At 62.5% G+C, this 16,149-nt stretch carries 17 protein-coding genes; 10 read left to right on the forward strand and 7 right to left on the reverse strand.

From position 1 onward, the window contains the following. Window positions 1-53 precede the first annotated feature (53 nt). A complete protein-coding gene (locus QOV41_RS02745; RefSeq protein ID WP_284579342.1) occupies window positions 54-1,100 on the forward strand; it encodes a DUF3298 domain-containing protein in 1,047 nt (348 codons plus the stop codon). Between the two features lie 5 nt (window positions 1,101-1,105). Here QOV41_RS02745 and QOV41_RS02750 read toward each other — a convergent pair whose 3' ends face one another. Beyond that, the gene (locus tag QOV41_RS02750; protein WP_284579344.1) at window positions 1,106-1,399 is read right to left on the reverse strand and encodes a GNAT family N-acetyltransferase; all 294 of its coding nucleotides are present in this window, start codon (window positions 1,397-1,399) and stop codon (window positions 1,106-1,108) included. 145 nt (window positions 1,400-1,544) lie between these two features. Here QOV41_RS02750 and QOV41_RS02755 point away from each other — a divergent pair, with 145 nt between their 5' ends. Continuing rightward, the gene (locus tag QOV41_RS02755) at window positions 1,545-1,931 is read left to right on the forward strand and encodes a RidA family protein (protein WP_284581158.1); all 387 of its coding nucleotides are present in this window, start codon (window positions 1,545-1,547) and stop codon (window positions 1,929-1,931) included. Between the two features lie 4 nt (window positions 1,932-1,935). Here the strand turns inward: QOV41_RS02755 and QOV41_RS02760 are convergent, their stop codons facing one another. After that, window positions 1,936-2,811 (reverse strand): cytochrome c, encoded by an 876-nt coding sequence (locus QOV41_RS02760; RefSeq protein ID WP_284579346.1) that lies wholly within the window; start codon window positions 2,809-2,811, stop codon window positions 1,936-1,938. 87 nt (window positions 2,812-2,898) lie between these two features. Beyond that, window positions 2,899-3,876, reverse strand: coding sequence for a PfkB family carbohydrate kinase (locus QOV41_RS02765; RefSeq protein WP_284579347.1), 978 nt, complete (start codon window positions 3,874-3,876; stop codon window positions 2,899-2,901). A gap of 129 nt (window positions 3,877-4,005) precedes the next feature. Here QOV41_RS02765 and QOV41_RS02770 point away from each other — a divergent pair, with 129 nt between their 5' ends. Together QOV41_RS02770 and QOV41_RS02775 are read left to right on the forward strand one after the other, a co-directional pair. Next, a complete protein-coding gene (locus tag QOV41_RS02770) occupies window positions 4,006-4,659 on the forward strand; it encodes a TRAP transporter small permease subunit (protein ID WP_284581160.1) in 654 nt (217 codons plus the stop codon). Further along, the gene (locus QOV41_RS02775; protein ID WP_284579349.1) at window positions 4,659-6,047 is read left to right on the forward strand and encodes a TRAP transporter large permease; all 1,389 of its coding nucleotides are present in this window, start codon (window positions 4,659-4,661) and stop codon (window positions 6,045-6,047) included. The genes QOV41_RS02770 and QOV41_RS02775 overlap by 1 nt, the downstream gene beginning before the upstream one ends. Window positions 6,048-6,081: 34 nt before the next feature. Here the strand turns inward: QOV41_RS02775 and QOV41_RS02780 are convergent, their stop codons facing one another. Together QOV41_RS02780 and QOV41_RS02785 are read right to left on the reverse strand one after the other, a co-directional pair. Continuing rightward, window positions 6,082-6,834: an SRPBCC family protein gene (locus QOV41_RS02780; RefSeq protein ID WP_284579351.1), complete on the reverse strand. Its 753-nt coding sequence runs from the start codon at window positions 6,832-6,834 to the stop codon at window positions 6,082-6,084. Window positions 6,835-6,948: 114 nt separating this feature from the next. Continuing rightward, window positions 6,949-8,049, reverse strand: a complete 1,101-nt coding sequence (locus QOV41_RS02785; protein ID WP_284579353.1) for a TRAP transporter substrate-binding protein — start codon at window positions 8,047-8,049, stop codon at window positions 6,949-6,951. Window positions 8,050-8,422: 373 nt separating this feature from the next. On the opposite strand from QOV41_RS02785, the gene QOV41_RS02790 reads away from it, so the two are divergent. The 3 genes from QOV41_RS02790 to QOV41_RS02800 are packed head-to-tail and all read left to right on the forward strand — an operon-like array spanning window position 8,423 to window position 11,208. Further along, the gene (locus QOV41_RS02790) at window positions 8,423-9,610 is read left to right on the forward strand and encodes an alpha-hydroxy acid oxidase (protein ID WP_284579355.1); all 1,188 of its coding nucleotides are present in this window, start codon (window positions 8,423-8,425) and stop codon (window positions 9,608-9,610) included. Window positions 9,611-9,665: 55 nt separating this feature from the next. Then, entirely contained in the window at window positions 9,666-10,580 is a 915-nt protein-coding gene (locus QOV41_RS02795) for an SMP-30/gluconolactonase/LRE family protein (RefSeq protein ID WP_284579357.1), read from the forward strand. Next, window positions 10,549-11,208: a class I SAM-dependent methyltransferase gene (locus tag QOV41_RS02800; protein WP_284579361.1), complete on the forward strand. Its 660-nt coding sequence runs from the start codon at window positions 10,549-10,551 to the stop codon at window positions 11,206-11,208. Before QOV41_RS02795 ends, QOV41_RS02800 begins: the two co-directional genes overlap by 32 nt. A 9-nt stretch (window positions 11,209-11,217) precedes the next feature. Here the strand turns inward: QOV41_RS02800 and QOV41_RS02805 are convergent, their stop codons facing one another. Continuing rightward, window positions 11,218-12,768, reverse strand: coding sequence for a UxaA family hydrolase (locus tag QOV41_RS02805; protein WP_415926739.1), 1,551 nt, complete (start codon window positions 12,766-12,768; stop codon window positions 11,218-11,220). 119 nt (window positions 12,769-12,887) lie between these two features. On the opposite strand from QOV41_RS02805, the gene QOV41_RS02810 reads away from it, so the two are divergent. From QOV41_RS02810 to QOV41_RS02820, 3 genes are all read left to right on the forward strand, one after another. Continuing rightward, window positions 12,888-13,631 carry a GntR family transcriptional regulator gene (locus tag QOV41_RS02810; RefSeq protein WP_284579363.1) on the forward strand — a complete coding sequence of 248 codons (744 nt, stop codon included), beginning with the start codon at window positions 12,888-12,890 and terminating at the stop codon, window positions 13,629-13,631. Window positions 13,632-13,655: 24 nt separating this feature from the next. Further along, the gene (locus tag QOV41_RS02815) at window positions 13,656-14,087 is read left to right on the forward strand and encodes an RbsD/FucU family protein (protein ID WP_284579365.1); all 432 of its coding nucleotides are present in this window, start codon (window positions 13,656-13,658) and stop codon (window positions 14,085-14,087) included. A gap of 94 nt (window positions 14,088-14,181) precedes the next feature. Further along, window positions 14,182-15,033 carry a fumarylacetoacetate hydrolase family protein gene (locus QOV41_RS02820; protein ID WP_284579366.1) on the forward strand — a complete coding sequence of 284 codons (852 nt, stop codon included), beginning with the start codon at window positions 14,182-14,184 and terminating at the stop codon, window positions 15,031-15,033. Window positions 15,034-15,073: 40 nt separating this feature from the next. Here the strand turns inward: QOV41_RS02820 and galE are convergent, their stop codons facing one another. Beyond that, a complete protein-coding gene (gene galE / locus QOV41_RS02825) occupies window positions 15,074-16,060 on the reverse strand; it encodes a UDP-glucose 4-epimerase GalE (protein ID WP_284579368.1) in 987 nt (328 codons plus the stop codon). Between the last annotated feature and the right edge of the window lie 89 nt (window positions 16,061-16,149).

Below are 16,149 nucleotides of genomic sequence, written 5' to 3' on the forward strand. Positions count from 1 at the left end.
GATTGCCCGCTCCTACGCCCGGTGTATAGTCCCGGGCGCAAGAGGGTGAGATCATGAAGCTTTGGGCTGGACTTGTGGGCGTCGTTGCGGCTGGTTTTCTGGTCAGTCCGGCGGTGGGGGCGAGTTTTGACTGCGCCAAGGCAGAGACACCCTTTGAGCGCGCCATCTGCGAGAATGCCGATCTCTCGCGTGCCGACGAGATCCTGGCCAAGGCCTTCGCCACGGCTCTGGGCGGACTGACCGACGGGGCTGCAGACAACCTTCGCGCCGACCAGCGTGAGTGGCTCGACTTTGTGCGCCGCGCCTGCACAAGCGATGCACAAGCGCTCTCGACCGGGAGCTATGATGAACGGGGGCAGAGCTGTCTGGTCAGCAATTTCAATAGCCGCATCGACGCGCTGGAGCAGAGTCGCATGATCGGTGGGCATCGTTTCCTGCCCGAGACGCGCTATCGCGCCCTGCAGGACCCGGACGAAGCTGGCAACCCCGAGTCAAACTGGCCGGTGGCGACCCATGAGATGGTTGTGCCGGTACTCGATGGCGACGACCCGCTGGCGGACCGGTTCAACCCGTTTGTGCAAGCTCTTGGGCGTGAGTTCAGCAACGAAGACGGCGCCAGCAATGATGAATACGCCCTCTCCGATGCAACTTCGGACACCTCCACTACGGTAAGCATCAAGGAGATCGCCGGAACGGAGCGCATCACGCTTGAAGCGAGCACCTATTGGTATGGGCACGGTGCGGCGCATGGCAATTACGGCATCTTCTACGTGCACTATCTGGTGCCGGAAGATCGGGAGCTTCGCGCTACGGACATATTCGCCGGCAAGAAGTGGGAAGAAACCCTGCTTGATGCCGCCTGGGAGCAGTTGCAGGCAGAGCACGGTGAGGCGCTGCAGGTGGAGGACAAGGCCGATATCGCCGAGATCGTGGTGGATCCGCGACGCTGGAGCTTCGAGAACCCTTATGGGTTGGTCATCCAGTTCCTGCCCTATGAAGTCTCGTCTTATGCCTACGGAGCGCCGACCGTAACAGTGGACTGGGCCAAACTGGAGACGATCCAGGCCGACGGCCTGGACGGCATCCGCTACGGTTTCTAGCCGGCTCAGGCCTGCAGGTCGCGCCATTCGGGATGGCGGCGGAACTGGGCGACGACATAGGAGCAGACCGGGGTGATTTTGAAGCCCTGCTCACGGGCGTCCTCGATGGCCTTGTGGACGAGCTTGGCCGCAATGCCGCGCCCTTCATATTCCCGCGGCACGCCGGTGTGGTCGATGACAATGGTGCCGTCCTGCTGCTTGGTGAAGGTCATCTCCGCCTCATAGCCGGGCGCCAGATGAATCACGTAACGGCCGCGGGTCGGCCCATCCTCGCGGGTGACGTTGTGCTCTTGGGACATGCGCTATCTCCAGTTCTCGCCGCTTGATGTGGGAACACCTGAGACCAAGGGCAAGTTGCCGTCAATTGGCGGGTCAGCACGGTTGACGGAGAACAGCGGGCCGTGAAGTCTCCATAAAATGACGATGGAGACACCGATGAACGAGATGCTACACCACATGATTGCTTCGGGGCCGCGCCCGGTGGCGCCTTTCTCTCATGCCGTCGAGGTAGATGGCTGGGTGTTCATCACCGGGCAGATGCCCACCAATCCCGAAGCGCCCGACGCGCCGCTCCCCGAAGGTATCGAGGCGCAGACCCGACGGGTGGTTGAGAACCTCCAAATCGTTCTGGGCGGCGTCGGCCTGGGCCTCGAGCATGTCACCATGGCCCGCATTTATCTTACGCAGTTCGAACGCGACTACGCCGCTCTTAATGCACTCTGGCCGAGTTTCTTCGCGCCGGGAAAATTGCCGGCACGGACAACAATCGGGGTGACGGCGCTGGCGGTGGGGGCGCTGGTGGAGATCGACCTCATCGCCAAGCGGTTATAGAGGATCACTCGGCGAGGAGGAATTCGGCAAGGGCGGTCAAGTCCTCCTCGGTCATGTGCGAGGTGGAATCGGCGATGACCTCGCCCATGGGACCACCAAGGACGTCGAAACCCGGCGTGAACCCATCCCGCAAGGTCTGCACGAGGGTGGGAACATCATAGCCCTCCTCGAGCAGTGCCGCGCGGGTGATCGCCGGGGCCCGGCCACCGGTGCCGCCGGGTGAGCCGGTGAGCGCGCGGTCCCAATCGAGGGCACCCAAGGCGTTGCGCGGCGAATGGCAGGCGGCGCAATGCGCTGGACCCAAAGCGAGGTATTTGCCGCGATTGTAGCTCTCCGAGCGGCCCGCTTCAGGCTCGAACCGACCGGGATCAAAGAAGAGGTTCTTCCAGCCGGCCATCGCCAGCCGCACATTGAAGGGGAAAGGCACCTCATGGGGTGGGGCCGGCTCGGCAACGGGGTCGCTGGCCATGAGGGCGGCATAGAGATCGGCCACCTCCTGATCGGTCATCAGCGTGTAATTTTCATAAGGAAAGGCGGGGTAGAGATGCCCCTGGGGCCCCATGCCATTGCTCAAGGCATCGCTGAACTGGGCCAATGTCCATCGGCCGATGCCCGCATCGGGGTGGGCGGTGATGTTGGGAGGCACGAAGGTGCCGAAAGGTGTTTCGAGCCTGGCGCCACCGGACAGGAACGCCCGGCCGTTGGCTGCATCGGTATGGCAGGATACGCAGCCGGCCATGCGGATAAGATAGGTGCCGCGTTCAACGTCACCCACCAAGGTAAGGTCGCGCGGCGGCCCCTCGACCGGGCGGAGGAAGAACAGGGCAGCACCCAGGCCGACCACGACGAGAATGCCACCGACCCAGAGCCACCGCCGCATTATACCCCCCGCATATGAACGCGGGAGCGATGAGAGCAGAGGCTGCAGCCGCTGGCAACTAACGCAAATGTTAAGAAGTGGTAGGGATTAAACGGCGAGCACCGCATCCACCTCGGCGCGGGTGGGCGGCTTGCACCCCTTGCGCCCGCAATTGATGCCCGCAACGACGGCACCGAAGTGCAGCATCTGGGCGAGTTCCTCGACCCTCAAGGCGGTGAGATTGCCGGGGGCGAGGAGGTCGCGCTCCTCGAGCCAGGTGAGAATGCCGGCCATGAGGCTGTCACCGGCGCCCACCGTGTCGCCGAAAACGGGCGGCTGGTGGATGGCGGCACTGGCCGAGGCGCTGGCGGTGAAAGCGCGCGAGCCCTTTTCGCCCAGGGTCACCACCACCAGTTCGCAATTGGGGCGGGCCAGGAGGTCGGCGGCGTGCTGCTCCAGGGAGCGTTCGGGATCAAGGGCGGCAAGGTCCTCTTCGGACACCTTGACCAAATGGGCGAGATCGAGAAAGCGGCCGAGCCGTTGCTTGTAGCCGGCGAAGTCACTGACCAGGCTAGGGCGCACATTGGGATCGATGGAGATTGTCGCGCCGCGCGCGATTGCCGTCTCGACCACCTGCACCCACGCCTCGGCTTCGTCGGGATCGATGGGGCAAAAGCCGCCGATCTGGTAAAGCGCGAGCGCCTCGGGCAGGGCCGCCACGGCCTTGTCGGCATCGATGGCGCCGTCGGCCTGGCGATAAAAGCCATAGCGTGCATTGTGGTTGTCATCGAAATTGACCACCGCAAGCGTGGTGTATTCGGGGACGCGCTCGGGCAGGAGGGGCACGACACCCGCGTCTGCCAGGGGCCCAAGGAGATAGTCGCCGAAGGCATCCGCCGAGATCGGGCAGAGAAAGCCGGTGTGGTTGCCCAACTTGCTCAGGGCAATGGCGCAGTTGAAGGGCGAGCCGCCGGGATGGGCGGTCATCACGATCTGCCCCTCGCCATCGCGGAGTGCGATCTGCCCGTCGGGCAGCATCACCTCCGCCTTGAGATCGATAAGGCTCTCTCCGCCCACAACAAACATCGACAGCTCTCCCCGCTTGGCCCGCTTCATCGGCGCCCGCGACATAGCATCTTTGTGCGGCAAGTCACCACAGAAGCTGCGTATGGCCAGCGTTTGCCGCGACTCTCGTGTTGACCTCTTCCCTTGGAAATGTTCAATCGAACCCACGACTATTCCGCGCGACTGGCACTATCGGGGGGCAATCCGAGCCGGTTGCGCGTGCTGGGGGAGGACTCTTCGGTGCGATTTCTCGCGGTGCTCGTTCGGGGCATCAGTGCGCTCAACTGGCTGGTAGGGCAGGTGCTATCCTGGCTGGCGCTGGGCTGTGTGCTCGTGTGCTTCACCGTGGTGGTGCAACGCTACTTCTTCAGCACCTCGCTGCTGTGGATGCAGGACCTTTACGTTTGGCTGAGCGGGGCCATGTTCACCGGTGTCGCCGGCTTTGCGCTGCTGCGGGACGACCATGTGCGGGTGGATATTTTCTACCGGCCGGCCTCGGTGCGGCGCAAGGCAATGGCGGACCTCTTCGGCGTGGTGTTTTTCCTGCTGCCCTTCATCTATGTCGTGTTGCTGTATGGCTGGCCCGCGGTGGCGCGCTCGTGGAGCTACTACGAGGGGTCGGGCAATATCGGGGGCATGCCGGGGCTGTTCATCCTCAAGAGCTTCATTGTGGTTTTCGCCATTCTGGTGGGCTTGCAGGGCATTGCCATGGCGGCCCGCGCCATTCTGGTACTGCGGGGTGAGGAAACCTTGCTGCCCGAGAAGCTCCGCTACATTCCGCACGACGTACAGGAAGCTGCTTGATGGATCCCGTTTTGATTGGCGAGATCCTCGCTGGCCTCATGTTCGTGGGCGTCATCGGCGTCCTGATGCTCGGCTTTCCAGTGGCGTTTTCGCTGGCCGGTACCGCGCTGATCTTTGGTCTCGTGGGCTGGTGGCTGGGCGTCTACGATCCGTCCAACTACGGGTCGCTAGCCGGGCGCTATATCGGTCTGATGACCAATGAAGTGCTGGTCGCGGTGCCGCTCTTTGTGTTCATGGGCGTTATGCTGGAGCGCTCGGGCATTGCCGAGCAGTTGCTGCTCACCATGGGCAAGCTCTTCGGCAATCTGCGCGGTGGCCTGGCGATCTCCGTGGTGGTGGTCGGGGCGCTGCTGGCTGCATCGACTGGCGTGGTCGGCGCCACCGTTGTCACCATGGGCCTGATCTCGCTGCCGGCCATGCTGCGCGCCGGCTATGATCCCAAGCTGGCGACTGGCGTCATCTGCGCCTCGGGAACGCTGGGGCAGATCATTCCGCCCTCGACGGTCCTCATCTTTATGGGTGACATGCTCTCGGGCATCAACGCTCAAGTGCAGATGGAGCAGGGCAATTTCGCACCCGAGCCGGTTTCGGTCGGTGCACTGTTTGCCGGTGCCATTCTGCCGGGCATTCTGCTGGTCGCTCTTTACATGGGCTGGGTGATCGTCAAGGCGATCATCGATCCGAAATCTGCGCCGGCTACCCCGGTGCCACCCGAGGAGCGCAAGGACCTCGCGCGCGAAGTTCTGGTCGCGCTCTTGCCGCCACTGCTGCTGATCATCGCCGTGCTGGGTTCGATTTTGGCGGGGGTGGCGACGCCAACAGAGGCCGCTTCGGTGGGCTCGGTTGGTGCGCTGATCCTGGCGGCGCTGCGCTGGAAGCTCAGCTTCTCCATCCTCCGGCAGGTGGTGATTTCGACCGCCACCATCACCTCGATGGTCTTCATCATCCTGTTTGGTGCCGCGGTGTTCTCCATCGTCTTCCGCATGATGGGCGGGGACAACCTGGTGCATGAGTTCCTCAGCAACATGCCGGGCGGCGCTATCGGCGCCACCATCATCGTCATGGCCATCATGTTCCTGCTTGGCTTCATCCTCGACACCTTCGAGATCATCTTCATTGTGATCCCGATCACCGCGCCGGTGTTGCTGGCCCTGGGCGTCGATCCGATCTGGCTGGGCGTGATGGTCGGCGTGAATCTGCAGACCAGCTTCCTAACGCCGCCGTTCGGCTTTGCGCTCTTCTACTTGCGCGGCGTGGCACCCTCGCGGATCAGCACCGGCATGATCTATCGCGGGGTTATCCCGTTCGTGATCCTGCAGATCATCGCGCTGGCACTGCTGTTCACGTTCCCGCAGCTGATCACGTGGCTGCCCGACGTGCTCTACTGATGAAAAAAAGCCCGGCGAGAGCCGGGCTTTTTTCTTAGGCTTGGTCCGAAGAATAGCGGCTGGTCCACCACTCGGACCAGCGGCGCTCAAGATCGGCAAACTCGCTGTCGACCATGCCATAGGTGGTCAGAAGGAGCGAGCCGCCGCCATGGCGACGTTTTTCAGTTACGTCCATATCGGTGACAACAAGCATGCCGCGGCCCCACTCGCCCACCTCGAGGATGGTTTGGTAGCGGGTCCTGCGCCGCACGGCACCGTTGAGCATGTCGCCAGTGTCCAGCACCGCCTCGAAGATGCTCCCTTCTGCGCTGTCGGCTACCTCAGCAAGACCCAGTGCCACCGAAGGCGGCGGGCTCGCCGGCTTGGCCGCCCCTGCCAGATAGATGGTGCGCCGGGCTTCGCTGGGATGCTGCTCCAGTGCAAAACGCAGTTGCTCGGTAAAACTGATCCAGCCTTCAACCATTCCGTCATAGGACGTCTCGATGTCGACCGGTGGGGCGTTGTAGCGCAGGATCTCTAGCCGAGTGGTCGTATCCTCTTCGGTCAGCTCAAAGCCATCAGCAATGCCCTGCCACTCCTCGAAGCGGATCGTATGCGTCGCCTCGTCGGCTGCTGCATGATCAAGGAAGATGAAGGCGATCTCCTCCTCCAGGGTTGAAGCCTCCCAGCCGAACCAGGTGGCGATGCGTTCGGGCTCGCGCACTGCGCGCCAAACCTCATCGATGGGTGCGGCGATGGTCGCCTCAACGAGAACCTGCCTTGGCAGGGTCGATGTATATTGAGCCATAGCCATCCTCCGGGCCGGTGCACCAATTGCAGGACTATTTGCCACTTCTGCACGAGGCGCAAACAAAAAGCCCGGGCACTTGTCCGGGCTTCGGTTTCCACGCCTGAGGGTGGATTATTCGTAGGAGATGTATTTCTCGCGCGCCAGGAGGAAGGGCACGTCGGTGCCTTGGGTGCGCTCACGCAGCAGGTTGAAGGCCGAGATAAAGCTTTCGGCCACTCGCTTGGTCAGGTCGTCGCCGCTCTCACGGATTTCGGTGATCAGCTCCATCGAAGCGACTGCACCAGCTTCGACGATCTCTTCGGGGAACTGACGAACCTGCACGCCATGCTCATCGACCAGGGCACGCAAGGCGCGCGGGTCGTTAGCGTACATGTCGGACGAAACATCGTCATAGGAGGCCTGCGCCGCAATGGCGACGAGTTCCTGGAGGTCTTCCGGCAGTTCGGCCAGCTTGGACTTGGAGACGACCAGCTCAGTCGCCAGGCCCGGCTCGACGAAGCTGGGGAAGTAGTAGTTCTTGGCGACCTGATAGAAGCCAAGGGCGAGGTCGTTGTAGGGGCCGACGAATTCGGCGGCATCGAGCGCACCGGACTGGAGGGCTGCAAAAATCTCGCCGGCAGCAAGGTTGGTCACCGAGGCGCCAAGCTTGGACCACACCTGGCCGCCCAGGCCCGGCGTGCGGAAGCGCAGGCCCTGAATGTCGGAAAGCCCGGTCAGCTCATTGCGGAACCAGCCGCCAGCCTGCGTGCCGGTGTCGCCGGAGAGATAGCCTTTGACGCCGAACTGGTCATAGACCTCGTCCCAGAGTTCCTGGCCACCGAGATAGCGAACCCAGGAGGCCAGCTCGCGATTGGTCATGCCGAAGGGCACGCCGGTGTAGAAGGAGAGCGCCTGGGACTTGTTCTGCCAGTAGTAAGCAGCGCCGTGGCTCATTTCAGCCGAACCGTCAATGACGGCATCGAGCGCCTGGAGGCCCGGTACCATTTCGCCAGCGGCGAAGACCTGCACGTTGAGGCGGCCGCCGGAGGCCTTGGTGATACGATCGGCCAAGCGCTGGGCGCCAACGCCGAGGCCCGGGAAGTTCTTGGGCCAGGTGGTGACCATGCGCCAGTTGTATGTGCCCTGCGCAATAGCCGGCGTGGCAAGCGTCGTGGCCGCTGCGGCGCCGATCGTGGCAACCGACGCGGACTTGAAAAACTCACGTCTCTTCATTCGTTTCCTCCCGAGGGGTCGCAGGCACCTCTTGCCTGCGATGCCGATGTCGCGCCCACCTTCAGTCAGCGGTGCGCATCAGTTCGGGCGCTAAAAAAGCAATACCAGCCGCTTCTGTCCAGCATGTTGCTGGTCCTGCGGCGATTTTTCTCGCGCCGAGATTAATTCGGAGGAGCCCGGATGAAAGCCACGGGAGCAGTGTTGGCGTCTCGATGATTGTCGGCTGGTGTCGGGTCACTAGGAGTACCTGACACGGAGCAGAGGCGTGGCTTGTTTGTGCAGCGCACCTGATTCGGGCCACGCTTCCGGTCGCATTGACGGCTAACATGTTAGTTGCTAGGCCCAGTCCAACCAAGACTGGAGCCGCCCGTTCATGCCGTCCCTCGACAAGTTCCTGACCATCGATGAGCTGATGGCAGAGGCCAAGCGCAAGGTGCCCAAACAGTTCTTCGACTATGCCGATAGCGGCTCGTGGACTGAAGGCACTTACCGGGCCAACCAGGAGGATTTTCGGCAGATCAAGCTGCGCCAGCGCGTCGCCGTCAACATGGAAGGGCGCACGCTTGCCACCACCATGACTTGCGAGCAGGCCAAGATGCCGGTGGCACTGGCCCCGACCGGCTTTACCGGCATGCAAAGCGCGGATGGGGAGATCAAGGCGGCGCGGGCGGCCGAGAAGTTTGGCGTGCCGTTTACGCTCTCGACCATGAGCATCTGCTCCATCGAGGATGTGGCCGAGAACACCTCCAAGCCGTTCTGGTTTCAGCTCTACATGATGCGTGACCGCGGCTTCATCGAGCGGCTGATCGACCGGGCCAAGGCGGCCAAGTGCTCGGCGCTGGTTCTAACCATGGACCTCCAGATCCTGGGGCAGCGGCACAAGGATCTGCGCAACGGTATGTCGGCGCCCCCCAAGTTCACGCCCAAATTCGTCTTCGAAATGGCGCGCAAACCGCGCTGGGCGATGCAGATGCTGGGCACCAAGCGGCATACCTTCCGCAATATCGTAGGGCATGTGGATGCGGCGGGCGATCTCTCCAAGCTCTCCGCCTGGACCAGCTCGCAATTCGATCCGGCGCTGTCCTGGAAGGAGATCGCCTGGGTCAAGGAGCGCTTCGGTGGCCCGGTGATCGTCAAGGGCATTCTCGATCCCGACGATGCCAAGGCAGCAGTGGCGCATGGCGCAGACGGGATCATCGTCTCCAACCATGGCGGGCGGCAACTGGATGGCGCGCCGTCCTCCATTCGCGTCCTCTCCGAGATTGTGGACGCGGTGGGCAACATCACAGATGTCTATATGGATGGTGGCATTCGCTCGGGGCAGGATGTGCTCAAGGCCGTGGCACTGGGCGCCAAGGGCACCTTCATTGGTCGCGCATTCCTTTGGGGCCTTGGCGCAGGCGGCGAGGCGGGTGTCACGCGCGCCCTCGAGATTATCCATCGCGAGCTCGACGTCACCATGGCCCTCTGCGGGGAGCGGGACATCAAGGATGTGGGCCTGCACAATATCTATTCGATCGATTGGCCGGCGCGGAATTCGCCTTTGGGCGCCAACGGCTAAGCTCTTGCCGGGCTTGGGCGCTTGAGCTCATATGCCGCCAAAGAGGGAGAGGCACATGCGTCCGGCCGAAGAGGTGCTCGAATATATCGACAAGTCGTTCTACGACCTGACGGTCCCGATCGCGACGCTCGACATCCTCCACGACAAATGCCGCTGGGCGGAAGGGCCGGTGTGGTTTGGTGACACAAACCTGCTCGTCTGGTCCGATATTCCCAATAACCGCATGCTGGCCTGGGTGCCCGAACTGGGCGTCACACCCTTCCGTACCCCGGCCAACTACGTCAACGGCAATACCCGGGATCGGCAAGGCCGGTTGATCTCCTGCTCGCATGGCGCCCGCGCTGTGTTGCGGACGGAGTGGGATGGCACGGTGACGACGCTGGTCGACAGCTACGCGGGCAAGCGGCTCAACTCGCCCAATGATGTGGTGGTGAAGTCGGACGGCACGATCTGGTTTACCGACCCGACCTACGGCATTATTTCCGATTACGAGGGCTACAAGACCGAGGCCGAGCAGGCGGGTTCCTATGTCTACCGGTTCGATCCGGCGGACGGCTCGCTAATGGTCGTGGCCGATGATTTTGTCCAACCAAACGGGCTGGCGTTCTCGCCCGACGAAAGCGTGCTCTATGTCGCAGAATCCGGTCGCAGCCACAATCCGGACGTGCCGCAACATATTCGGCAGTTCAGCGTCGATGGTGCCCGGCTGCGCAATGGCAGCGTCTTTGTCGACGTTGATAGCGGCTTGCCGGATGGTTTCCGGCTGGATGTGGACGGTAATCTGTGGACCAGTGCGGGGCCTTGCGTGAATGTCTACAATACTGCCGGGGCGCTGCTGGGGCGGATCAAGACGGGGCAGGCGACCTCCAACCTCACCTTTGGCGGCGCGCGGCGGAACCGGCTGTTCATCACCTCGAGCCACTATTTGATGGCGATCTATGTCGGTACCACCGGAGCGCAGCGCCCCTAGCGTGGACCCCAGCGGCTACATCCAAGCCCATCTGCGGCTGGAGCCGCTGGCGGGGCTGCCGCATATTCGCCTCTACCAGGCGCATTCGGGGAGCCGCCTGTCGCGGCTGATCCACGGCTATGATGCGCCGGCGCCCTATTGGGCCTTCCCCTGGGCGGGTGGCCTGGCGCTGGCCCATCATTTCCGCGCGCGTCCCGAGCTCATCGCGGGCCGACGCGTGCTGGATCTGGGCGGGGGTTCGGGTCTGGTGGCGATCAGTGCGGCGCTGGCGGGGGCGGAGGCGCGCGCCGCTGAGATCGACAAGAATGGCCAGGCGGCGATTGTGCTCAATGCCGCAGCCAATGGGGTCGCCATTCCCCTGGTCGAGATCGATCTAGACGGAGCTGCACCAAGCGGCGTCGACGTCGTTGCAGCCGGTGACGTGTTTTATGACGCGGATGTCGGGCGACATATGTTGGCGTTTCTCCGACGCTGCAACGCGGCCGGCCTTGATGTGCTGATCGGCGACCCGGGACGGCGGCACCTGCCAGCCGACCTTTTGCAGGAACTCGCTTCCTATTCGGTCGGTGATGTTGGCGACCCGCGGGATAGCGCCGGTCGCACCGGCAGTGTCTTCAAGCTGCGCTAGCGCAGTCCGTTACATCACCGCGCCGACTTGCCAGGGCACGAACTCGTTGTCGCCATAGCCGAGCTGTTCGGACTTGGTCTTTTCGCCCGAGGCGACGCGCAGCAGCAGGTCGAAAATCTGCCGGCCCTTCTCCTCGATCGAGACGCCCTCAACGATGTCACCGCAATTGATGTCCATGTCGTCGCCCATGCGGGCATACATTTCCGAATTGGTGGCGAGCTTGATCGATGGAGTCGGCTTGCAGCCATAGGCCGAACCGCGACCGGTGGTGAAGGCGAGGATATTGGCACCGCCCGCGACCTGACCCGTTGCCGAGACGGGATCGAAGCCGGGCGTATCCATGAACACAAAGCCTTTTTCGGTCACCGGCTCGGCATATTCATAGACCGCAGTCAGGGGGGTGGTGCCGCCCTTGGCCGCTGCCCCCAGCGACTTTTCGAGAATGGTGGTCAAACCGCCCAGCTTGTTGCCGGGAGAGGGATTGTTGTTCATCTCGCCGCGATTGCGACCGGTATAGTCTTCCCACCATTTGATGCGTTCGAGGAGCTTTTCGCCGACATCGCGCGAGACGGCGCGGCGGGTGAGGAGATGTTCGGCGCCATAGATTTCGGGCGTTTCCGAGAGAATTGCCGTACCGCCATTGCGCACCAGGATGTCGGCTGCCACACCAAGGGCGGGGTTGGCGGTGATGCCGGAATAGCCGTCCGAGCCGCCGCACTGAAGGGCTAGCATGAGTTCGGAGGCGTCCACCGTCTCGCGCTGGGCGCGCGCGGCGACAGGCAGCATTTCCTTGATGCGCTCAACACCCCAGTCGATCATCTTCTGGGTGCCACCGATCTCCTGGATGGTCATGGTCTGGAAGGTGTCGGTTTCCTGAAGGCCATAGCTTTCCTTCATCTTGTCGATCTGGAAGGCTTCGCAGCCTAGGCCAACCAGCAGTGCCGCACCGAGATTTGGATTGGCGGTATAGCCCCATTGAGTGCGGCGGAAGATCTGGTAGCCTTCGCCCTGGAGATCCATGGCGCAACCCGTGCCATGCACAAAGGGAATGACGCCGTCGATGCTGGGGTAATCATCGAGAATGCCGGAGCGGTTGATCGCTTCGGCCATGAATTTGGCAACGGTCGCCGAGCAGTTCACCGAAGTCAGGATGCCCACATAGTTGCGCGTGCCTACCCGCCCATTGGCGCGGCGGAAGCCTTGGAAGGTGGCGCGCTGGTCCAGCGGGATCATGTCCGGCGGGGTAGCCGCTTCGGCAAAGGCATAGTCATGCTTGAGCGACCCATCGGCGCCGCCCATACCGCAATTGTGCTCGTGCACCCACTCACCGGGCGCGATACGGTCCTTTGCGAAGCCGATGATCTGGCCAAACTTGAGGATGGCCTCGCCGGCGCCAATGGGACGCGTGGCAAATTTGTGCCCGCGCGGCACGCGCTTGACGATGGTCACGCCTTCGCGTGTCTCGATCCCCACCTCCAGATTGGCAAGCGCCACCGCAATGTTGTCGGTGGGATTGAGCACCAGCGTTCTGGTGTCGGGGCGAGTCATGGTCTCGGACATGGGGAGCTTTCGGGTCGGGTCTCAACTGCGCTTTACCGGATCGCCGATTGTCGCCAGATTGCGCCGCAAGCAGGCGTATCGCGATTGTAAAGCACCACGGCACTAACTAACATGTTAGCATGAAAACGGAAGCAAGTCCCTATTCTTTTCTGGTGCTCCCGACACCGTTAGCGCGCGGCAGTGTCACCACTGACGTCACTGCTGCCATCCGCAACGCCATCGTGGCCTTGTGGTTGGCGCCGGGAGAGACCATCGACAAATCCGCGTTGTGCGAGCGGCTGGGTGTGTCACGCTTCCCTGTGAGTGAGGCGTTGGCCCGATTGCAGGGGGAGGGGCTGGTCGATATTGCGCCCCAGCGCGGGTCCACCGTGTCGCTCGTCCGCATCGCGGATGTGCGTGAATATATGCTGATCCGGAAAGCGCTAGAGAGCGAAGCGCTGCGGGTGCTGATCGGCAATCACGATGCCGATGTTATTGAGGCGCTCCATGCCAACATGGCCGCACAGCGCGCCGCCGCGGAGCGCGACGACAGTGAGACCTTCCACCAGATCGACATCGAGTTCCACGACATCATCTCCCGCTCCATGCGGTTCACCAAGATCAAGGGGATCATCGACTCGGCCCGCGCCAATCTCGACCGCGCCAGGCGGTTGATCATCACGCCGCGCCGGCTAGCCCTCACCATCGCGGAGCACCAGGCGATTCTTGACGGTATTCTTGCCCAAGATGCCGAGCGCGCCACGCGGGCGATCCGCGCCCACATCGATGCGGTGATGGTGGAGCTTTTCGCCTTCGCCCGCGAGCACCCTGAGCCGTTTGCCGATGGTGACGTGCTCGAGCAAGACACATTCCCGTTCGGCTGAACGAACCTCCTGGAGGAGCCAAAAATGCTTAAGAACATCCCGCCGATCCTTGGTCCCGACCTCCTTGGCATCTTGCGGGCCATGGGACACGGCGACGAGATCGCTATTGTGGACGCCAATTATCCCGCCGATGCGGCTGGGCCGGCGCTGGTGCGGCTCGACGGGATCAGCGCAACCGATGTGCTCGACGCCGTGCTCGCCCTCATGCCGCTCGATGACTTCGTGGAGGAGGCGGCCATCTGCATGCAGGTGGTAGGTGATGCCAAAAAGCGCGAGCCGGTGATGGATGAGTTCGAAGCCATTGTGCAGCGGCACGAGCCCGAGATGTGCCTCGCCTCCCTCGAACGCTTCGCCTTCTACGAGCGCGTCAACAAGGCCTACGCCATTGTCCAGACGGGAGAACGCCGGCTCTATGGCAATATCCTCCTTAAGAAGGGCGTTATTCGTCCAGACTAAACACCCACGCCGAACCAATTGGCCCAAGGTCGGCCTCGACATGCTGACATGTTAGTGGCTAGACCTGCCTCACCGAAAAACGAAGGCTTGATCCATGAAACTGCTTCGCATTGGTGCCAAGGGCGCCGAAAAGCCCGCTCTCCTCGCTGAAGACGGATCGATCCGGGATCTCTCCGGCGTGGTCAGCGATATTGGGGGAGCGACCCTGTCCGATGAGGGCCTGGCGAAGCTTCGGGCGGCCGACTGGCAGGCGCTGCCGCAGCTGGATGCCGGCGAACGGATCGGACCCTGCGTGGCCGATGTGGGCAAGTTCATCTGCATCGGCCTCAACTATGCCGACCATGCCGCCGAAACCGGCGCGCCCATTCCCGCCGAGCCGATCATCTTCATGAAGGCGACGAGCGCGATTATCGGGCCCAATGACGACGTGATCATCCCCAAGAACGCGATCAAGCCGGATTGGGAAGTTGAGCTGGGCGTCATCATCGGCAAGGAAGCCCGCTACGTCGAAGAGGCCGATGCCCTCAACTATGTCGCCGGCTATTGCGTGGTGAACGATGTTTCCGAACGCCACTTCCAGACCGAGCGCGGCGGGCAGTGGGACAAAGGCAAAGGCTGCGACACCTTCGGGCCCATCGGTCCGTGGCTAGTGACCCGCGACGAAGTCGCTGACCCGCAGAAATTGGGCATGTGGCTGGAAGTAGACGGCAAACGCTACCAGGACGGTTCGACCAAGACGATGATCTTCGGGGTCGCCAATGTCGTGAGCTATGTCAGCCAGTTCATGAGCCTGCAGCCCGGCGACATTATCACCACCGGCACGCCTCCGGGCGTCGGCATGGGCATCAAGCCCGAGCCCGTTTGGCTCCAGCCGGGCAATGTCATGCGCCTGGGGATCGAGGGACTCGGCGAGCAGACCCAGAACGTCAAGGCCTACCAGGGCTAGCAGATTACAGGGCCGCCGGTTCACCGGCGGCCTTCTGGCTTTAGCGGTTCCGGGTCATCAGGTGCCGTTCCCAAGCATAGGCGGTCTCGACAATCTCCTCGAGATCGTCGTGTTCCGGCGTCCAGCCCAGCAGCGACCGCACCTTTTCACCGGTGGCGGTGATGGAGGCCGGATCACCCGGCCGGCGTGGACCTTCATCGGCGCGCAGATCAACACCCGAGACGCGGCGAACGGTATCGACAACCTCCCGCACGGAATAGCCTTGCCCATAGGCGCAATTGAGCGTTGTGCTCTCGCCGCCGGCACGCAGGTGCTTGAGCAGCAGCGCATGAGCGGCGATGAGATCGGTCACATGGATATAGTCGCGCACGCAGGTGCCGTCGGGCGTCTCGTAGTCGGTGCCAAAGATGTCCATCTTCTCGCGCTGGCCAAGTGCGGTCTGGCAGGCGACCTTGATGAGATGGGTGGCGAGCGGCGTGGATTGGCCGGACCGCTTGCCAGGATCTGCACCCGCGACGTTGAAATAGCGCAGAACGCCAAAGGTCAGAGGGTGGGCGGCCGCAACGTCGGCCAGCATCCACTCCGTCATCAGCTTGGATCGGCCATAGGGAGACATCGGATTGAGCGGCGTCGTCTCGACGACGGGCGCCAGGCCGGTCATGCCATAGACTGCAGCGGTGGAGGAAAAGATGAAGTGCTTGACCCCGCCCTTGACCGCCGCCTCGACCAGATTGCGCGAAGTCGCAGTGTTGTTGCCGTAGTATTTCAGCGGATTGCTGACCGATTCCGGCACCACGATGGAGCCAGCAAAGTGAACGATTTCGGTGATGCCGTGTTTTTCGATCAGCGCGACGACGAAATCGATGTCACCGGCGTCGCCCTGCTCGAAACGGGCGCGACCATCGATGGCCCAGTCGAAACCGGTGATCAGATTGTCAAGCACGACGACGTTTTCACCCGCGTCGGCAAGATGAAGGACCATGTGGCTGCCAATATAGCCAGCGCCGCCGGTGACCAGGACTGCCATGCGTTAACTCCAACCTATCAAAGACTTATTTCCCGCGATGCTATTTAGCACAAGTTGAGATAGCTTTACGACCAGCCCCTCAGAAGGAG

This window comes from Devosia sp. RR2S18 (assembly GCF_030177755.1).
In the GTDB taxonomy this organism is placed as follows: Bacteria; Pseudomonadota; Alphaproteobacteria; order Rhizobiales; family Devosiaceae; genus Devosia; species Devosia rhizosphaerae.

Coding starts and splice junctions, on each gene's coding strand:
- QOV41_RS02780 (WP_284579351.1), bottom strand. CDS start 6,834: ATGGCTCAATATACATCGACCCTGCCAAGGCAGGTTCTCGTTGAGGCG.
- QOV41_RS02750 (WP_284579344.1), bottom strand. CDS start 1,399: ATGTCCCAAGAGCACAACGTCACCCGCGAGGATGGGCCGACCCGCGGC.
- QOV41_RS02785 (WP_284579353.1), bottom strand. CDS start 8,049: ATGAAGAGACGTGAGTTTTTCAAGTCCGCGTCGGTTGCCACGATCGGC.
- galE (WP_284579368.1), bottom strand. CDS start 16,060: ATGGCAGTCCTGGTCACCGGCGGCGCTGGCTATATTGGCAGCCACATG.
- QOV41_RS02800 (WP_284579361.1), top strand. CDS start 10,549: ATGTCGGTACCACCGGAGCGCAGCGCCCCTAGCGTGGACCCCAGCGGC.
- QOV41_RS02810 (WP_284579363.1), top strand. CDS start 12,888: ATGAAAACGGAAGCAAGTCCCTATTCTTTTCTGGTGCTCCCGACACCG.
- QOV41_RS02745 (WP_284579342.1), top strand. CDS start 54: ATGAAGCTTTGGGCTGGACTTGTGGGCGTCGTTGCGGCTGGTTTTCTG.
- QOV41_RS02790 (WP_284579355.1), top strand. CDS start 8,423: ATGCCGTCCCTCGACAAGTTCCTGACCATCGATGAGCTGATGGCAGAG.
- QOV41_RS02765 (WP_284579347.1), bottom strand. CDS start 3,876: ATGTTTGTTGTGGGCGGAGAGAGCCTTATCGATCTCAAGGCGGAGGTG.
- QOV41_RS02815 (WP_284579365.1), top strand. CDS start 13,656: ATGCTTAAGAACATCCCGCCGATCCTTGGTCCCGACCTCCTTGGCATC.
- QOV41_RS02775 (WP_284579349.1), top strand. CDS start 4,659: ATGGATCCCGTTTTGATTGGCGAGATCCTCGCTGGCCTCATGTTCGTG.
- QOV41_RS02795 (WP_284579357.1), top strand. CDS start 9,666: ATGCGTCCGGCCGAAGAGGTGCTCGAATATATCGACAAGTCGTTCTAC.
- QOV41_RS02805 (WP_415926739.1), bottom strand. CDS start 12,768: ATGTCCGAGACCATGACTCGCCCCGACACCAGAACGCTGGTGCTCAAT.
- QOV41_RS02755 (WP_284581158.1), top strand. CDS start 1,545: ATGCTACACCACATGATTGCTTCGGGGCCGCGCCCGGTGGCGCCTTTC.
- QOV41_RS02760 (WP_284579346.1), bottom strand. CDS start 2,811: ATGCGGCGGTGGCTCTGGGTCGGTGGCATTCTCGTCGTGGTCGGCCTG.
- QOV41_RS02770 (WP_284581160.1), top strand. CDS start 4,006: ATGTTCAATCGAACCCACGACTATTCCGCGCGACTGGCACTATCGGGG.
- QOV41_RS02820 (WP_284579366.1), top strand. CDS start 14,182: ATGAAACTGCTTCGCATTGGTGCCAAGGGCGCCGAAAAGCCCGCTCTC.